Annotated in this window: 18 protein-coding genes; 14 read left to right on the top strand and 4 right to left on the bottom strand. The window is 73.2% G+C overall.

Going from position 1 to position 14,299, the window contains the following annotated elements; translation table 11 throughout:
• Positions 1 to 93 precede the first annotated feature (93 nt).
• The 4 genes from AB0D29_RS00850 (at position 94) to pucL (ending at position 4,149) form a co-directional block, all read left to right on the top strand.
• Positions 94 to 684: a GNAT family N-acetyltransferase gene (locus AB0D29_RS00850; RefSeq protein ID WP_362851793.1), complete on the top strand. Its 591-nt coding sequence runs from the start codon at positions 94 to 96 to the stop codon at positions 682 to 684.
• A 29-nt stretch (positions 685 to 713) separates the two neighbouring features.
• Positions 714 to 1,523, top strand: coding sequence for a PaaX family transcriptional regulator C-terminal domain-containing protein (locus AB0D29_RS00845; RefSeq protein ID WP_362851792.1), 810 nt, complete (start codon positions 714 to 716; stop codon positions 1,521 to 1,523).
• Positions 1,524 to 1,650: 127 nt separating this feature from the next.
• The gene (locus AB0D29_RS00840; RefSeq protein WP_362851426.1) at positions 1,651 to 3,000 is read left to right on the top strand and encodes an aspartate aminotransferase family protein; all 1,350 of its coding nucleotides are present in this window, start codon (positions 1,651 to 1,653) and stop codon (positions 2,998 to 3,000) included.
• A 231-nt stretch (positions 3,001 to 3,231) separates the two neighbouring features.
• Positions 3,232 to 4,149 carry a factor-independent urate hydroxylase gene (gene pucL / locus AB0D29_RS00835; RefSeq protein WP_362798959.1) on the top strand — a complete coding sequence of 306 codons (918 nt, stop codon included), beginning with the start codon at positions 3,232 to 3,234 and terminating at the stop codon, positions 4,147 to 4,149.
• Positions 4,150 to 4,155: 6 nt separating this feature from the next.
• Here pucL and AB0D29_RS00830 read toward each other — a convergent pair whose 3' ends face one another.
• Positions 4,156 to 4,674: a histidine phosphatase family protein gene (locus AB0D29_RS00830; RefSeq protein WP_362851424.1), complete on the bottom strand. Its 519-nt coding sequence runs from the start codon at positions 4,672 to 4,674 to the stop codon at positions 4,156 to 4,158.
• 189 nt (positions 4,675 to 4,863) lie between these two features.
• On the opposite strand from AB0D29_RS00830, the gene AB0D29_RS00825 reads away from it, so the two are divergent.
• The 6 genes from AB0D29_RS00825 (at position 4,864) to AB0D29_RS00800 (ending at position 7,751) form a co-directional block, all read left to right on the top strand.
• On the top strand, positions 4,864 to 5,079 hold the full coding sequence (locus AB0D29_RS00825) for a CbtB-domain containing protein (RefSeq protein ID WP_362798964.1): 216 nt from the start codon (positions 4,864 to 4,866) through the stop codon (positions 5,077 to 5,079).
• Positions 5,080 to 5,121: 42 nt separating this feature from the next.
• Positions 5,122 to 5,871, top strand: coding sequence for a CbtA family protein (locus AB0D29_RS00820; protein WP_362851422.1), 750 nt, complete (start codon positions 5,122 to 5,124; stop codon positions 5,869 to 5,871).
• A gap of 21 nt (positions 5,872 to 5,892) precedes the next feature.
• A complete protein-coding gene (locus AB0D29_RS00815; protein ID WP_362851420.1) occupies positions 5,893 to 6,135 on the top strand; it encodes a hypothetical protein in 243 nt (80 codons plus the stop codon).
• Positions 6,136 to 6,355: 220 nt separating this feature from the next.
• A complete protein-coding gene (locus AB0D29_RS00810) occupies positions 6,356 to 6,967 on the top strand; it encodes a class F sortase (protein ID WP_362851418.1) in 612 nt (203 codons plus the stop codon).
• A 153-nt stretch (positions 6,968 to 7,120) separates the two neighbouring features.
• Positions 7,121 to 7,480 carry a hypothetical protein gene (locus AB0D29_RS00805; RefSeq protein WP_362851416.1) on the top strand — a complete coding sequence of 120 codons (360 nt, stop codon included), beginning with the start codon at positions 7,121 to 7,123 and terminating at the stop codon, positions 7,478 to 7,480.
• 100 nt (positions 7,481 to 7,580) lie between these two features.
• Positions 7,581 to 7,751 (top strand): hypothetical protein, encoded by a 171-nt coding sequence (locus tag AB0D29_RS00800; RefSeq protein WP_362851414.1) that lies wholly within the window; start codon positions 7,581 to 7,583, stop codon positions 7,749 to 7,751.
• Between the two features lie 83 nt (positions 7,752 to 7,834).
• Here AB0D29_RS00800 and AB0D29_RS00795 read toward each other — a convergent pair whose 3' ends face one another.
• From AB0D29_RS00795 to AB0D29_RS00785, 3 genes are all read right to left on the bottom strand, one after another.
• Positions 7,835 to 8,242, bottom strand: a complete 408-nt coding sequence (locus tag AB0D29_RS00795) for a hypothetical protein (protein ID WP_362851412.1) — start codon at positions 8,240 to 8,242, stop codon at positions 7,835 to 7,837.
• A gap of 66 nt (positions 8,243 to 8,308) precedes the next feature.
• Positions 8,309 to 8,707, bottom strand: coding sequence for a RidA family protein (locus AB0D29_RS00790; RefSeq protein WP_362851410.1), 399 nt, complete (start codon positions 8,705 to 8,707; stop codon positions 8,309 to 8,311).
• 67 nt (positions 8,708 to 8,774) lie between these two features.
• Positions 8,775 to 9,248: an Rrf2 family transcriptional regulator gene (locus AB0D29_RS00785; RefSeq protein ID WP_362851791.1), complete on the bottom strand. Its 474-nt coding sequence runs from the start codon at positions 9,246 to 9,248 to the stop codon at positions 8,775 to 8,777.
• A 125-nt stretch (positions 9,249 to 9,373) separates the two neighbouring features.
• On the opposite strand from AB0D29_RS00785, the gene AB0D29_RS00780 reads away from it, so the two are divergent.
• From AB0D29_RS00780 to AB0D29_RS00765, 4 genes are all read left to right on the top strand, one after another.
• Positions 9,374 to 10,201 carry a hypothetical protein gene (locus AB0D29_RS00780; RefSeq protein ID WP_362851408.1) on the top strand — a complete coding sequence of 276 codons (828 nt, stop codon included), beginning with the start codon at positions 9,374 to 9,376 and terminating at the stop codon, positions 10,199 to 10,201.
• Positions 10,202 to 10,281: 80 nt separating this feature from the next.
• On the top strand, positions 10,282 to 12,276 hold the full coding sequence (locus AB0D29_RS00775; RefSeq protein WP_362851406.1) for an FUSC family protein: 1,995 nt from the start codon (positions 10,282 to 10,284) through the stop codon (positions 12,274 to 12,276).
• Positions 12,277 to 12,340: 64 nt separating this feature from the next.
• Positions 12,341 to 13,042 (top strand): hypothetical protein, encoded by a 702-nt coding sequence (locus AB0D29_RS00770; protein WP_362851404.1) that lies wholly within the window; start codon positions 12,341 to 12,343, stop codon positions 13,040 to 13,042.
• Complete coding sequence (locus AB0D29_RS00765; protein WP_362851402.1) at positions 13,030 to 14,298, top strand: HAMP domain-containing sensor histidine kinase; 1,269 nt, start codon at positions 13,030 to 13,032, stop codon at positions 14,296 to 14,298. Before AB0D29_RS00770 ends, AB0D29_RS00765 begins: the two co-directional genes overlap by 13 nt.
• Position 14,299 lies beyond the last annotated feature (1 nt).

Here is a 14,299-nt window from a genome sequence, read left to right as displayed (position 1 = left end):
ATCCGTCGATCGTCGATCGCAGCGACCGCCGATCCGGCAATCGATCGACATCCAAACGATCGTAGCGCGAATGAACGTATTAGACTCGTGCGTATGACGACATTGCTGCGCGAGGTGCCCGAGGGCGCCGAGGAGCGGGTGGCCGAGCTGTACTGGGAGGCCTTCGGCGGGAAGCTGGGCACCGCCCTCGGCCCGGCGGAGGCCGGGCGGCGGTTCATCGCGGGGCACCTGCACCGGGACCGGGCCGTGACGGCCCGGTCAGACGGGGACGGCCGGGTGGTCGGCGTGGCGGGCTACCAGCTGGCCGGGCGCGGCCTGGTCGGCGGGGACGCGGCCGCGGTCAGGGCGGCGTACGGGCCCGTGCGGGGCCTGTGGCGGGTCTTCCTGCTGGCCCTGCTGGAGCGCACCCCGGCCCGCGGCGAGCTGGTCATGGACGGCATCGCCGTGGACCGGGCCGAGCGCGGCCGGGGCATCGGCGGCCTGCTGCTGCGGGAGGTCGAGGCGATCGCCGTGGAGCAGGGGTGCCGGCGGATCCGGCTGGACGTGGTCGCGGAGAACCCGCGGGCGCGGGCCCTGTACGAACGGCACGGATTCCGGGCGGTACGGGTGCAGCGGACGCCCTGGCTGCGCGACGTGCTGGGATTCGGGGGCGTGACGACGATGCACAAGGAGGTGACGCGGTGAGCGGTACGGACGGCGGGATCCCCACGCGGATGGTCGTGCACGCGCTGGTCCGGGAGGACGGGACGGTCGGGGGCGGCGAGCTGTACGAAGTCGCCGGGCTGCTCGGGATGACCGACCAGCAGGTGCGGCTGTGCGTGAAACGGCTGGAGGCCGAGGGACGGTTCACGGTGGAGGGGCGCGGTCGGCGGGCGGTGCTGCGCCTGGTGGGGGCGGCCGGGCCGGGGGTGCCGCTCGTACCGGAGGTGGAGTTCGTCCGGCACGCGTACCGGCAGGACCGGGGGCTGGAGCCGTGGGACGGCGTCTGGCACGCCTTCGCGTTCGCCGTACCGGAATCCGCGCGGGCCGCGCGGGACGCCCTGCGGGACGCGCTGACGGCCTTGGGTGCGGCGCCCGTGCAGGGCGGCCTGTACGTCACGCCCAACGCCATCGGCCCGTACGTACGGGCCCGGGCGGCGGAGCTCGGCCTCTCCGGGGCACTGAGCTGCCTGAGCACGCGTGATCTGGCGGTGGGCGCCGCCACGCACCCGCGGACCCTGGCGGCCCGCCTGTGGCCCCTGCCGGAGATCGCCGCCCGCTACGAGTCCCTGCACGCCCTTGCGGCGGGCGGCACGGAACCGGCGGACGGGCCGGTGGCGGGGCTGGCCCACGCCGTCGCGCTGGCCGCGGCCTTCTCCGCCGCGATGGTCCCGGATCCGCTGCTCCCGCCGGAGCTGCTGCCGAGGCCGTGGGCGGGAGCGACGGCCCGGGCCGCGGCCGCCGAGGCCTGGGACCGGCTCGCCGCCGCCGCTCCGGCCGGCGGCCCGCGGCTGTTCCGCCTGTACGGCGAGGCCCTGGCCTGACCGCGGGCCGTCCGGGGGCGACCACGACCCAGCCTCGGCTCCGGCCCCGGCCTGCGCCGAGCGCCACGGGGTGGACACGGTGGGCCACCCCCGCCGTGTCCACATCCTGGACAACTACGCTCGTTTCATGAACGCAGAAGCCGACGCCCTCGCCACCGTGAAAGACGCTGACCGGAAGCACGTCTTCCACTCCTGGTCGGCGCAGGAGCTCATCGACCCGCTCGCCGTCGCCGGCGCCGAAGGGTCGTACTTCTGGGACTACCAGGGCAACCGCTACCTCGACTTCTCCAGCGCCCTCGTCTACACCAACATCGGCTACCAGCACCCCAAGGTCACCGCGGCCATCCAGGAGCAGGCGGCCAAGCTGTGCACGGTCGCGCCCGGCTTCGCCGTCGACGTGCGCTCCGAGGCGGCCCGGCTGATCGCCGAGCGCACCCCGGGCGACCTCGACAAGATCTTCTTCACCAACGCCGGGGCCGAGGCCGTGGAGAACGCCGTCCGCATGGCCCGGCTGCACACCGGCCGGCCCAAGGTGCTGTCCGCGTACCGCTCGTACCACGGCGCCACCTCCACCGCGATCAACCTGACCGGCGACGCCCGCCGCTTCGGCAACGACTCCGCGACCGCCGGCGTCGTGCACTTCTGGGGGCCCTTCGCCTACCGCTCGCCCTTCTACGCGGCCACGGAGGCCGAGGAGTGCGAGCGGGCCCTGCGGCACCTGGAGGACACCATCGTCTTCGAGGGCCCGCAGTCCATCGCCGCGATCATCCTGGAGACCGTCGGCGGCGCCCCGGGCGTCCTCGTGCACCCCGACGGCTACCTGGCCGGCGTGCGCGAGCTCTGCGACCGCTTCGGCATCGTGTTCATCCTCGACGAGATCATGGTCGGCTTCGGGCGCACCGGCCGGTGGTTCGCCTCCGAGCACTGGGACGTCACTCCCGACCTGATCTGCTTCGCCAAGGGCGTGACCAGCGGCTACGTACCGCTCGGCGGCGTCGCGATCTCGGCCGCCATCGCCGAGACCTTCGCCCGGCGGCCCTACCCGGGCGGGCTGACGTACTCCGGGCACGTGCTGGCCTGCGCCGCCGCCGTCGCGACGATCAACGTCATGGAGGAGGAGGGCATCGTCGAGCAGTCCGCCCGCACGGGCGCCGACCTGCTCGGCCCCGGCCTGCGCGCGCTGGCCGAACGGCATCCCTCGGTCGGCGAGGTCCGCGGCCTCGGCACCTTCTGGGCCCTGGACCTCGTACGGGACAAGGAGACGCGCGAGCCGCTCGTCCCGTACAACGCGGCCGGGGCGGACAACGCGCCGATGGCCGAGTTCGCCGCCGCCTGCAAGAAGGGCGGGCTCTGGCCGCTCGTCGCCGGCAACCGCATCCACGTCGCGCCGGCCTGCAACATCTCGGCGCAGGACGTGGCCAAGGGACTGGAGATCCTCGACCAGGCCCTCTCGGTGGCCGACGCGCACACGGTCTGACCTGCCGGTACATACGGTCCCCCAATCCGTGGGTGCCCGTCTTGGATGTTCCGCGCCATTACGAACACCACGTGAACGTGCTGAAATCCGAACAGAGCACCTACGGACCGGGATGCACGTCAGTCCCGGGGCGGTCCTCCGTGACCGAACGGCGGGGAGCGGGCCTTCCGCTGGACGCCGGGCGTACGGGATCCAGTCAGCCGGACTCCGTGTACCCGAAGGAAGACAGCCATGAGCAAGCACGTCCTGGCACAGAACCAGTACGGCAAGGCCGAGAACCGCATCGTCAAGGTCACCCGCAAGGGCGGCGACGGTTCCTGGCACGAGATCCGCGACCTCAACGTCTCGGTCGCGCTCCGCGGCGAGTTCCGCGACGTCCACCTCACCGGCGACAACGCCAACTGCCTGCCGACCGACACCACCAAGAACACGGTGTACGCCTTCGGCAAGGAGCACGGCATCGACTCCCCCGAGGCCTTCGGCATCCTGCTCGCCAAGCACTTCGTCTCCTCGCAGCAGCCGATCCGCGAGGCGCAGATCCGCATCGAGGAGTACGTGTGGGACCGCATCCCGGTCCCGACGCGCAAGGAGCAGCACTCCTTCGTCCGCAAGGGCCAGGAGGTGCGCACCGCGCAGATCACCTACAGCGAGACGACGGGCCTTCAGGTCATCTCGGGTCTGAAGGACCTGACGGTGATGAACTCGACCAACTCCGAGTTCCACGGCTACATCAAGGACAAGTACACGACCCTCCAGGAGGCGTACGACCGCATCCTGGCGACCAAGGTCACCGCGCGCTGGGCGCACTCGGCGCTGGCCGCCGACGACGCCTCGTACGACTGGGACCAGTCGTACAAGAAGGTCCGCAAGAACATGCTGGAAGCCTTCGCGGAGACGTACTCGTACTCGCTGCAGCAGACCCTGAACCAGATGGCCGAGCGCGTGCTCGACAACTGCCCCAGGGTCAACGAGGTGCGCCTGAACCTCCCCAACAAGCACCACTTCCTCGTCGACCTGGAGCCCTTCGGCCTCAAGAACGACAACGAGGTCTACTTCGCGGCGGACCGGATGTACGGCCTGATCGAGGGCACCGTGCACCGCGACGGCGTGCAGCCGGTGATCGCCACGTCCGACTGGATCGTCGCGTAACGCCCGTCACGAAGGCGTGCTCGGCCCGGACCGCGTCGCGGGGTCCGGGCCGAAGTGCTGCCCCGGCCCCTGATCGGCGTCCTCCGGCCCGCCCACGAGGAGGTTCCAGCGCCCCGCCCGCCCGGTGAGGGTGGTCACCGACTCCGGCCGTACGTCCAGCCGCCAGAAGACCGGCGCCGGCAGTTCCAGGGCGTACACCACGGCCGCCCGTACGACGGCCTGCTCGACCGCCATCCGGTGGGTGCCCGGGGCCAGCCCGGCCAGCTCCGCCCCGACGCGCGCGATCAGCGCCTCCACGGACTCCCCGCCCGGGGGCGCGTACCCGGGGTCCGTCATCCAGGCCTGCAGGGCCGCCGGTTCCGCGGCCGCCACCTCGTCCAGGGTGCGCCCCGTCCACTCCCCCGCGTCCAGGCCGCGCAGCCCCTCGTACCCGGGGCAGGGCCGCGCGGGAGCGAAGCGACCCTGGCGGGCGGACGTGTCCAGTGGGAGCCTGGAAAGACGGACACGTATCAACGGGGTCTTCATAAGGGGAGCGTAAGCGCGGTACGGTCCGAACGACACAACTGAATGACGACGGAACGACGGAAGCACCGGTGAGAATCCGGCACGGTCGCGCCACTGTGAAACCTCCCGGAGGGGGAGGCGAGTCAGACCCGTCACCGTCGTCGAGAGCACCACTGACCGGGACGCGTGTTTCCCTCTGGAGGTTCTGCCATGGCCCACTCCGCCGTGCCCACGACGAACGCCCCTGCCATCGCCCCCATCTCGCTCTCCGCGCTGGCCCCCTGGGCCGTGTTCGTCGGGGTCCTGATGCTGGTCCTGCTCTACTTCGTCGGCGCCGAGCAGGGCGCCACCGCCGTCTTCCAAGGAGAGACGATCCACGAGTGGTTCCACGACGGCCGCCACCTGCTCGGTTTCCCCTGCCACTGATTCCCCTGCCACTGACCTCCGTCTCCGCAAGGGAACCGAACCATGAACGTTTCCCCCCGCACGCTGCTCGTCAGGGGCATGCTCGCCGGGCTGCTGGCCGGCGCCGTCGCCTTCCTCGTCGCGTACCTCCTCGGTGAATCCAAGGTGGACGCGGCGATCGCCATCGAGGAGGCCGCCGCGGCCGGACACGACCACGGCGAGGAGGCACCGGTCAGCCGGGCCCTCCAGGCCACGGCCGGTCTCGGCACCGGTGTCCTGCTGTACGGAGTCGCGCTCGGCGGCATCGCCGCGCTCGTCTACTGCTACGCGCTGGGCCGCATCGGCCGCTTCGGCCCGCGGGCCACGGCCGCGCTGGTCACCGCGGCCCTGTTCGTCACCGTCACCCTGGTGCCGTTCCTCAAGTACCCCGCCAATCCCCCCGCCGTCGGCGACCCGGAGACCGCCGGGCGGCGGACCGCGCTCTACCTCCTGATGATCGCCCTGAGCGCGCTGCTGGCGGCGGGCGCGCTGATCCTCGGCCGGCGGCTCGCGCCGGGGCTCGGCAACTGGAACGCGTCGATCGCCGCCGGCGCCGCCTTCGTCCTCGCCATCGGCGTCTCGTACGCCCTCCTGCCCGGCATCAACGAGGTCCCGGCGACCTTCCCGGCCGCACTGATCTGGGACTTCCGCCTCGCGTCCCTGGCCATCCAGACCGCACTGTGGACGACTTTCGGCCTGGCCTTCGGTTATCTAGCCGAACGGGCCCTTGCGCCCGCCTCCACCCCCAAGGAGGCTGTGCAGCCGACGAGTTGACGACGAGGGGGCCGGTAGCACATGCCGACGGCGATCAGGCAATGGCGAGGCTGGACGGGCGCCGCCCCGTTCTGGCTCAACTCGTTCCTGCTGCTCCTGGCCCCCTGCTGCGCCGTCACGCTGTTCGGCCAGATCGGCGTCATCGCCGCTCTGGCCGCCCTCGGCGGCCTGGTCCGCCACCTCTGGTACGGCGATTACGGCCACCCGGCCGTGCACCTCGCCGCCGTGGCCATGGGCGCGGGCACGGCCGCCGTCGTCATGTGAGACTCCGGCACCACCTTCCGCATCACCCTTTCGGGCGCATCGCCCACGGGCGCGGGAAGGGGTGCGGGCATGCGGCGCGAGCTGGGCAAACGCGGGGATCCCGGGACGACACGCCCGTGACGGCCTGTCAGTCCCCCGTGTTTCACCGGGTGCCGATGGGCACAGGAGGTGTCCACTGCTCACATGACCCGGCCGCACGTGCCGGACAGGAGGGATTCCCATGCCCCGCGCCCAGTGGGTCGTCGCCTCGCTGACGGTGGCTCTGTTGTCCACCGGCATCGTGGTGTTGCAACGGACCGAGGGCGCCAGGCCCGCCGCCGTGACCACCGACGACGCACTGCCCTCGCGGGCGCTGGGGCTGTCCGGGCACCGCCGGCTCGTACGGGAGCTGGAACAGTCCGGGCAGCAGTCCGGACAGCACACCCCCGGCCGGGGGGAACGCTCGCCGAGGACCGCCGCCGGGCCCCTGCGGACGGTCACGGGACCTCTGCGGACCGCACGGCCGCTGCGGTTGCGCATCCCCAGCCTGGGGGTCGACGTGCCGCTCACCGGCGACCGCGACGAGGTCGTCTGGGACACCGACGGTCCCGCGCCCGGGGCGGCCGGGACGGCCGTGGTCACCGCGGAGGGGCTGCGCCTGGGCGAGCTGCGGCGCGGCCGGACCATCGAGATCCCGCGCGCGGACAGCCGTACGGCCGTGTTCACCGTCGTACGGGTCTCCCCCGGCGGGGCCGTGGCCCGGGAGGATCCGGCCGGCCGGCCCCAACTGCGGCTGCTCGGCGGCGAGACCGCCGTGCTGGCCCGGCTGACCGGGCAGCGCCGCACCCACTGACCCGCACCTGGGATCCCGCGGCCCGGCGCGGCCGCACCCCCAACCCGAGCCCCACGGCCGTCCGTCAGCCGTGGGGGGTGTCTTCGTCCCCCGGTCGGGGGCTTCTGGGGGCCTGTCGGGGAGTCGCCCGGCGTGGCGGGGCACACCCCTCGCATGAGCGGGAGGCAACGCGCACGTTCGGCACTGACCCGGGCCCTGACCGCGGCCTGTGTCGTGCTGCTGTGCGTGTTCGGCGCCGGCCCGGCCGGCGCCGCGGCCGCCGAGTCCCGTCCCGCCTCCACGGCGCCCTCCGAGCCCGGCGAACCGGGCGAGGGCCAGTCCGATCCGGCCGCCGACCCCGAGGCACGGGCGGCCGTACGGACCACCGCGCGCGGACTGCCCGGCGTACGGCGGGCAACCCTGGCGGTGTTTCACGTGAAACACCCGGACGCGCCGCCGTGCGGGCCGGCCGCGGAGACGGCCGAACCGGCCCTGTCCCTGCGGACGGTGCGGAGCGTGGTCCTGCGCTGCTGAGCGGGCCGAGGAGGTGTCCGGCCCCTCAGGCAGGACATCCCCGGGACACCCCCGGTCACAGCGCAGCCCCCACACCCCTTGAGCACCGTGAGGTTCCGCCATGCCCATCGACCCGTACGCCGCACTGAACGCCATGCTCCGCGCCGAGGTCACGCGCTTCACCCCGCCGGTCCGCAAGGCCGAGCCGATCGAGCCACCGAAGGCCCAGGCCGTGGCCGTCGAGTCCGAGAGTGAACCGCAGCAGCCGGCCACCGCCGACTCGGCCGCGTAGGGCCGACCCGGGGCGCCCACAGGACCCGTGCGGTCCTGCGGGCGCCCCGGTCCAGACGCTGCTCCGCGCCTCGGGTCCGGGCGTCAGTTCTCGCGCTGGTAGTAGCGGTAGAACGCCGCCAGGCCGACGCCGAGGCCGACGAAGAGGCCGGTCATGGTGGCGCGGAGCACGGAGCAGTTGGTGAGGCTGTGCAGATAGCCCGCGGCGATGCCGAGGAAGACGCCGTACGAGGCGGCGTGGACCTCGCGCTTGAGGCGGGGGCCGATCCGGGCCAGGGCGAACATGATCCCGGCGAACAGCACGCCGCACAGGATCCCGTAGAAGACGTTGCCCGCGTCGACCGGGCCCATCTGGCGCTGGATGAAGGCGGCCCATACGCCGTACACGAGTCCGGCGAGCAGGGGGCGCACGTAGGCGCCCTTGTTCAGGTGGGCCATGTCCGCCGACTGCCAGGGCTGCCGCCCGCGGGCGGTGGGTGCCGCATGTGCCATGACGGGCTCCTCTCTCCCATCATCCAGGGCACACCCGCCACCCCGGACCGGCAAGTGGATCAACGGTCAGGGCGTGCGCACCGCGACGGCGTCGATCTCGAAGAGCATGCCGGGCAGGGCCAGTGCGGCCACCCCGATCAGGGTCTGGGCGGGCAGCTCGGTGCCCCAGGTGGCGTGCAGCTGCTTGAGGAGGACCTCCAGCTTCCGCTGATCGTGGCCGACGATGTACGTGCCGATGCGGACGACGTCGGCGGGGCCGAGGCCGACGGCCTCGAGGGCGGTCCGGAGGTTGACGAAGGCCCGCTCGACCTGGTCGGCGAAGTCCTCGGAGACGACGTGGCCGCTCTCGTCGGAGCCGTACTGGCCGGCTATGAACACCTGCTCGCCGGGGGCGGAGACGATGTGGCTGTAGCCGTAGTCGGTCGGGGTGTGGAGTCCTGCCGGGTTGATGATGCTGCGCGTCATGCCGAGCTCCCTGTTTCCGTTTCCGTTTCCGAACGTGCGGTGCGGTGGCTGCGGTGGTGCGGTGTCGCTACTGCGCGGCGAGCCAGGCGCGGAGCCGGGCCGGGGCCCCGGGGACCTGCCGTTCGGCCTGCTGCCGGATCTCGTCGAGGTTCTGGGCGGCCAGCGCCCTGCGCCAGGCCAGTTCGGCCCGGGTCATGGCGTGCGCGATGGCGCAGTCGGCGGCATCCGCCGCCGGGGCGCCCGCGCCGGGACCCTGCTGCCGGATCTCCGCGCACCGGAAGGCCTCCTCGGGCCCCTCGACGGCGGCGACCACGTCCATGAGCGAGATGGCGGCGAGCGGGCGGGCCAGCTTGAAGCCGCCCCGGGGGCCGGGGGCGGAGGTGACGATGCCCGCCCGGGCCAGCGCCTGCAGCTGCTTGTTGAGGTAGGCGGCGGGCAGGTCGTGCCAGGCGGCCAGCCGTGCCGCCGAGACGGCCCGGTCCGGGCCGCTCCAGGCCAGGTTGACGCAGCTGTGCAGCGCCCACTCGACGCCCTCGCTCATCTTCATATCTTGGATATTAGATGTCCAGAATAGAGAAGGCAAGGGTGCCGCGCCGCCGGACGGTCCACCCCCCAACCGCAGCAACACCGCTCGCGCCCCGGCCCGCACCCGCTTTCCCTGGTGACGTGCGCACCATCCTGTCGGCGGTACTGATCGCGCTCGTGGCCCTCCTGGTGCCCGCGAGCGCCGTCGCGTACTGGGCGGACCACGAGCTCGGCAACGCCGACCGCTACACCGCCGCCATGTCCCCCCTCGCCGTGAACCCCGCCGTCCAGGAAGTCGTCGTCACCCAGGTCACCCGCGCCCTCGCCGGGCAGATCGACGCGGGCCCCTTCCAGATGGGCGTGGACGCGCTGCTGGGCGAGGCCCTGCACTCCTTCGCCGGCACCCCCGCCTACCAGACGGCCTGGGACGCGGCCAACCGCGCCGCCCACGCCGCCTTCCTCAACGCGCTCACCACCGGCCACGGCGACGCGCTCACCATCGACCTCGAGCCCGTCATAGCCCAGGTCAAGGGCGAACTCGTCGAAGGCGGCGTGCCCTTCGCCGACCGCATCCCGGTGACGCACCTGTCCGTGAAGGTCATGGAGTACGACAACCTCGGCGCCCTCCGGGAGGGTTTCCACATGCTGCAGATCGCCGGCGTCTGGCTGCCCGTGCTGACCCTGGTCCTGGCCGCGGCCGCCATCGCGGTCGCCGTCCACCGCAGGCGCGCCGTGATGGCCACCGGACTCGGGCTCGCGGTCGGGGCGGGACTCCTGTGGCTCACCGTGGAGGTGTGCCGCCGGCTCACGCTGGACGACCTGCCCGCCGACATCGACCGGCCCGCCGCCGGAGCCGTGTACGACGCCCTCACCGCGTTCCTGCGCACCACCTCCTGGGTGGTGCTGGTGATCGGGCTCACCGCCGCACTGGCCGCATGGGTGATGGGCCGACTGCGCCGCACCCCATAAGCTCGGAAGGTACCAACACGCGCAGAACGACGCAGAAGAGCCCAGAAGAACCGATTCGCGAGCGGCGGCACGGAAGCGGGATGAGCACCGAACGCACCGAACACATATCGTCGCGGCGAGCCCGGCACCATCCGCTCGCTCCCCCCGACTGGCTGCTCAACGGGCTGAAGCCCAGTTCCGCCCCGATCCCCTGGGCCGCCGTGGCGCGCGCCGCGGTGGCCCTGGGCGCCCCGCTCGCCGTCGGCTTCGCCCTGGACGAGCCCGAATACGGGGCGCTCGCCTCCATGGGCGCCCTCGCCGGAGTCATCGGCGACACCGCCGACGCCTACCGGATGCGGGTCCTGAACATCGCCGTCCCGCAGCTCTTCGGCGCCGTCGGCGTGGCCCTGGGCACCCTGGTCTACGGGCACGGCTGGCTGGCCGTCGGCGCCCTCACCCTGATCGCCCTGGTCTCCGGGATGATCTCCTCCATCGGCACGGTCGCCTCCGTGTCCGGGCTGCTGCTCCTGCTCAACGCCGTCATCGGCGCCGGACTCCCGCTCCCCGAGCCCTGGTGGACGGCCCCGCTGCTGCTGTGCGCGGGCGGACTGTTCGTGCTCGCGCTGAGCCTGCTGGGCTGGCCGCTGCGCGGCCGACAACCCGAGCGCACCGCCGTGGCCGACACCTACCGGTCGCTGGCCACCGCCCTGGAGGCCGCCGGCGGCCCCGCCGCCCTCTACGACGAACGCCGCCAACAGGTCACCCAGGCCATCAACCACGCCTACGACCTCGTGCTCGGCCGCCGCGCCCGGGTGCACGGGCGCAGCCCCTCGCTCGTGCGGATGCTGGCCCAGCTCAACGTGGTGATCCCGCTGGTGGAGGCCGCGCCCGCCGCACACCTGCGCGGCAGGCCGCTGCCGCCCGAGATCCCGGCGGCCGTACGGGACCTGGCCGACGCCATCGAGGAGGGCCGCACCGGAACCCCCGTACTGGAACTGCCCGCCGCGCACACCCCGGCCGAGCGGGCCGTCGACGCGGCCCTGCGCCACGCCGCGAAGATCGTCTACCTCGCCGAACCGGACCTGCACAACGTGGACGACCGCCTCGGCCGGCCCGCCGCCCTGCGCGTGCGGGCCCGGCGGGCGGTGCGCGACATGATGTTCTCCGAGGCCTCCTGGCGGTACGGGCTGCGGCTCGCGCTGTGCATCGGGCTCGCGCAGTCACTCGTCTCGGTGGTCGAGGTCGAGCGCTCCTACTGGGTCGCGCTGACCGTCACCTTCGTCCTCAAGCCCGACTTCGGCTCGGTGTTCTCCCGGGCCGTGCTGCGCGCGGTCGGCACCGCGGGCGGGCTCGTCATCGCGGCCGCCGTGCTCGCCGAGGTGCCGCGCGGCTGGTGGGACGTACCGGTGATCATGGTGCTCGCCGCCCTGATCCCCGCCTTCTCCGTCAAGGGGTACGCCTTCCAGACCGCCGCGATCACCCCGGTGATCCTGCTGCTCTCCGACCTCCTCAACCACCAGGGCTTCGACCTGATCCGCCCCCGGCTGCTGGACAGCCTGATCGGCTGCGCCATCACCCTCGTCGCGGGATACCTGCTGTGGCCCGAGAGCTGGCACACCCGGATCGGGGACCGGCTCGCCGACACCGTGGACGACGCCGCCCGCTACCTGGAACGGGCCTTCGCCCCGCTCCCGGACCAGGCCGCGCACGCGGCGGCGCGCACCGCCCGCCTCCAGGCCCGGCGGCGCATCTACCGCGACCTGTCGGGCGTGCGCAGCGAGTTCCAGCGGGCTCTGACCGAGCCGCCGCCGACGGGGGCGCGGGCCGCCGCCTGGTGGCCGCTGGTCGTCGCCGTCGAGCGGATCGTGGACGCGACCACCGCCGCGCGGGTCCGCGTCAACCACGGCGCGGCGCCGCCCGACCCGGACGAAGTCGAGGAGATCGCCTCCCGGCTGCGCGACCTGGCCGAGCGGGTCCGCAGCACCACCACCCCCGAACGCGTCGAGGCGGAGCCCCCGGGCGGGACGTCGAGCGTCCTGGCCCCCGTCCACCAGGAGGTCGCGGCGGCCCTCGCCATCGCGCAGCCGGAACCCTGACCCCCGGTCCCCCGGATGGGCCTGACTCCGGGCCGGGAACCGCCCGGCGGGAGAGCATCGGAACATGCACCGCGCCCCGGCCGTGATCGTCCTCGCCGTCCTCCTGGCGGGGTGCGCCGATGTGGAGGGGCTGAAGAACGAGGGCGACCTCGGCACGGTGCACGCACCGCTGAGCCTGTGGAAGGGCATCCGCCCGGATCCACCCGCGCCGGACCAGAAGCCGGGCACGGCCGCCGTGGTGCCCGGGCTCCCCAAGGTGGCGGGCCTGAGCATGCGCGGGGTGAACGCGCTGGGCGTCGTACGCGCCGACATCACCTCCGCCACCGCACAGGACGGCGGGACCGGCCGGCTCGTCGACCCCCGGGCCGTCCAGCGGCTCGCGCTCTGCACACAGGCTGTGGACGGCGGCCCCGACTGCCCGGTGCGCCCCGCGGTCCTGCACGACCTGACGGGCAACGGCCGGGAGGAGCTGATCACCGCACTGGACATCGACGGCCGGCTCAGCGAGCTGCGCGTCTACACGGTCCAGGGCGACGGGAGGGTCGCCCGGATCCTGTCCCGGCGGGCGGTACTGGAGGGGGTGGAGGTGGCCGCCGAACACCTCGCGGTCCGCGAACCGACGTCGAACCCCACGTACGTCGCCGTCTCCGACTACGTGTGGGACCCGAAGGCCGGGATCATGAACCTCTCCCAGCTCACCCTCGACGACTGCCCGTCCCTCACCGGCGTCCCGCTCAGCCCGGACGGGCAGCGATGCACGCGCTGAGCAGCCTCCGCTGGAAGATCGCCCTGACCACCACGATGGTGTGCTGCATGGTCGCCGCGGTGCTGGGGATCCTGGTGCACAACGTGGTCGCCGAGCAGATCGTCGGCGCGGTCCGCAAGGACGCGGACACGGCCCTGGAGCACGCCCTCAGCCATTACGAGTACGGCACCACGCACGGCGACGTGAACATCGTCCTCGACCCGCCCCAGCTACCCGGCCTGCTGCGGGAACTCGTCGCCCGCGGCGACACCGGCAGCATGGTCGGCACGTACGACGGCAAGCCCGTCATGTGGGCCGCCGCCCCCGCCGACCAGCAGGCGCTCGCCGTCTGGATCCCGTTCCAGAGCACCCGCAGCCGACTGCGGGACATCGACACCGCGATCCTCGCCTCCGCCGCCCTCGCCGCCGGTGTCGTGGCGCTGGCCGGTCTCTTCCTCGCCGACCGGATCAGCCGGCGGCTCGCGACCACCGCCGCCGTGGCCCGCAGGATCAGCGCCGGGGACCTGGACGCGCGGGTGACCTTCCCCTCCCGCGCGGACGGCCGACGGCCGGGCCGCCGCTCCCGGAACCGGGACGAGGTACGGGACGTGGCGCAGGCCCTGAACTCGATGGCCGGATCGCTCCAGGACCGGCTGGAGGCGGAGAAGCGCTTCACGGCGGACGTCGCCCACGAACTGCGGACCCCGCTCACCGGCTCACTGGCCGCGGCCGCGCTGCTGCCCGAGGGCCGGCCCAAGGAGATGATCAACGACCGGTTGAAGGCCCTGCACCTGCTGACCGAGGACCTGCTGGAGATCTCCCGGCTGGACTCGGGCGTGGAGCGGGCCGATCTGGCCCGCGTGGAACTCGGCCGGGCCGTGGAGCGGGCCGTCGCCGCGGCCGGGCCGACCGCCTCGGTGCGGGTGGTCCGGGACGCCGTGGTCCTCACCGACCGGCGACGGCTGGACCGGATCCTCGCCAACCTGCTGGCCAACGCCCACAGGCACGGCCGGCCTCCGGTCGAGGTGACCGTGGAGGGCCCGGTGGTGACGGTTCGCGACCACGGGCCCGGCTACCCGCCCGAGCTGATCGAGCAGGGCCCCCAGCGGTTCCGCACCGGAGACCCGGGCCGCGGACGCGGCCACGGGCTGGGGCTCACGATCGTGGCGGGACAGGCGGCGGTCCTGGAGATCACGCTGAGTTTCGCCAACGCGCCCGACGGGGGCGCGCTGACGACCCTCGCCCTTCCGGTCGGGCGGCTGCCGGACGGCAGTTGAC

This window comes from Streptomyces sp. NPDC048424 (genome assembly GCF_040651555.1).
In the GTDB taxonomy this organism is placed as follows: Bacteria; Actinomycetota; Actinomycetes; order Streptomycetales; family Streptomycetaceae; genus Streptomyces.
This window is presented reverse-complemented; position numbering and strand designations above follow the sequence as displayed.

Bases quoted from the DNA above. Each gene is read 5' to 3' on its own strand.
- AB0D29_RS00785 (WP_362851791.1), bottom strand. From the start codon at position 9,248: ATGAGCGAGGGCGTCGAGTGGGCGCTGCACAGCTGCGTCAACCTGGCC.
- AB0D29_RS00770 (WP_362851404.1), top strand. From the start codon at position 12,341: ATGCACCGCGCCCCGGCCGTGATCGTCCTCGCCGTCCTCCTGGCGGGG.
- AB0D29_RS00790 (WP_362851410.1), bottom strand. From the start codon at position 8,707: ATGACGCGCAGCATCATCAACCCGGCAGGACTCCACACCCCGACCGAC.
- AB0D29_RS00805 (WP_362851416.1), top strand. From the start codon at position 7,121: ATGAGCGGGAGGCAACGCGCACGTTCGGCACTGACCCGGGCCCTGACC.
- AB0D29_RS00830 (WP_362851424.1), bottom strand. From the start codon at position 4,674: ATGAAGACCCCGTTGATACGTGTCCGTCTTTCCAGGCTCCCACTGGAC.
- AB0D29_RS00775 (WP_362851406.1), top strand. From the start codon at position 10,282: ATGAGCACCGAACGCACCGAACACATATCGTCGCGGCGAGCCCGGCAC.
- AB0D29_RS00795 (WP_362851412.1), bottom strand. From the start codon at position 8,242: ATGGCACATGCGGCACCCACCGCCCGCGGGCGGCAGCCCTGGCAGTCG.
- AB0D29_RS00765 (WP_362851402.1), top strand. From the start codon at position 13,030: ATGCACGCGCTGAGCAGCCTCCGCTGGAAGATCGCCCTGACCACCACG.
- AB0D29_RS00815 (WP_362851420.1), top strand. From the start codon at position 5,893: ATGCCGACGGCGATCAGGCAATGGCGAGGCTGGACGGGCGCCGCCCCG.
- AB0D29_RS00810 (WP_362851418.1), top strand. From the start codon at position 6,356: ATGCCCCGCGCCCAGTGGGTCGTCGCCTCGCTGACGGTGGCTCTGTTG.
- AB0D29_RS00850 (WP_362851793.1), top strand. From the start codon at position 94: ATGACGACATTGCTGCGCGAGGTGCCCGAGGGCGCCGAGGAGCGGGTG.
- AB0D29_RS00820 (WP_362851422.1), top strand. From the start codon at position 5,122: ATGAACGTTTCCCCCCGCACGCTGCTCGTCAGGGGCATGCTCGCCGGG.
- AB0D29_RS00845 (WP_362851792.1), top strand. From the start codon at position 714: ATGGTCGTGCACGCGCTGGTCCGGGAGGACGGGACGGTCGGGGGCGGC.
- AB0D29_RS00840 (WP_362851426.1), top strand. From the start codon at position 1,651: ATGAACGCAGAAGCCGACGCCCTCGCCACCGTGAAAGACGCTGACCGG.
- AB0D29_RS00800 (WP_362851414.1), top strand. From the start codon at position 7,581: ATGCCCATCGACCCGTACGCCGCACTGAACGCCATGCTCCGCGCCGAG.
- AB0D29_RS00825 (WP_362798964.1), top strand. From the start codon at position 4,864: ATGGCCCACTCCGCCGTGCCCACGACGAACGCCCCTGCCATCGCCCCC.
- pucL (WP_362798959.1), top strand. From the start codon at position 3,232: ATGAGCAAGCACGTCCTGGCACAGAACCAGTACGGCAAGGCCGAGAAC.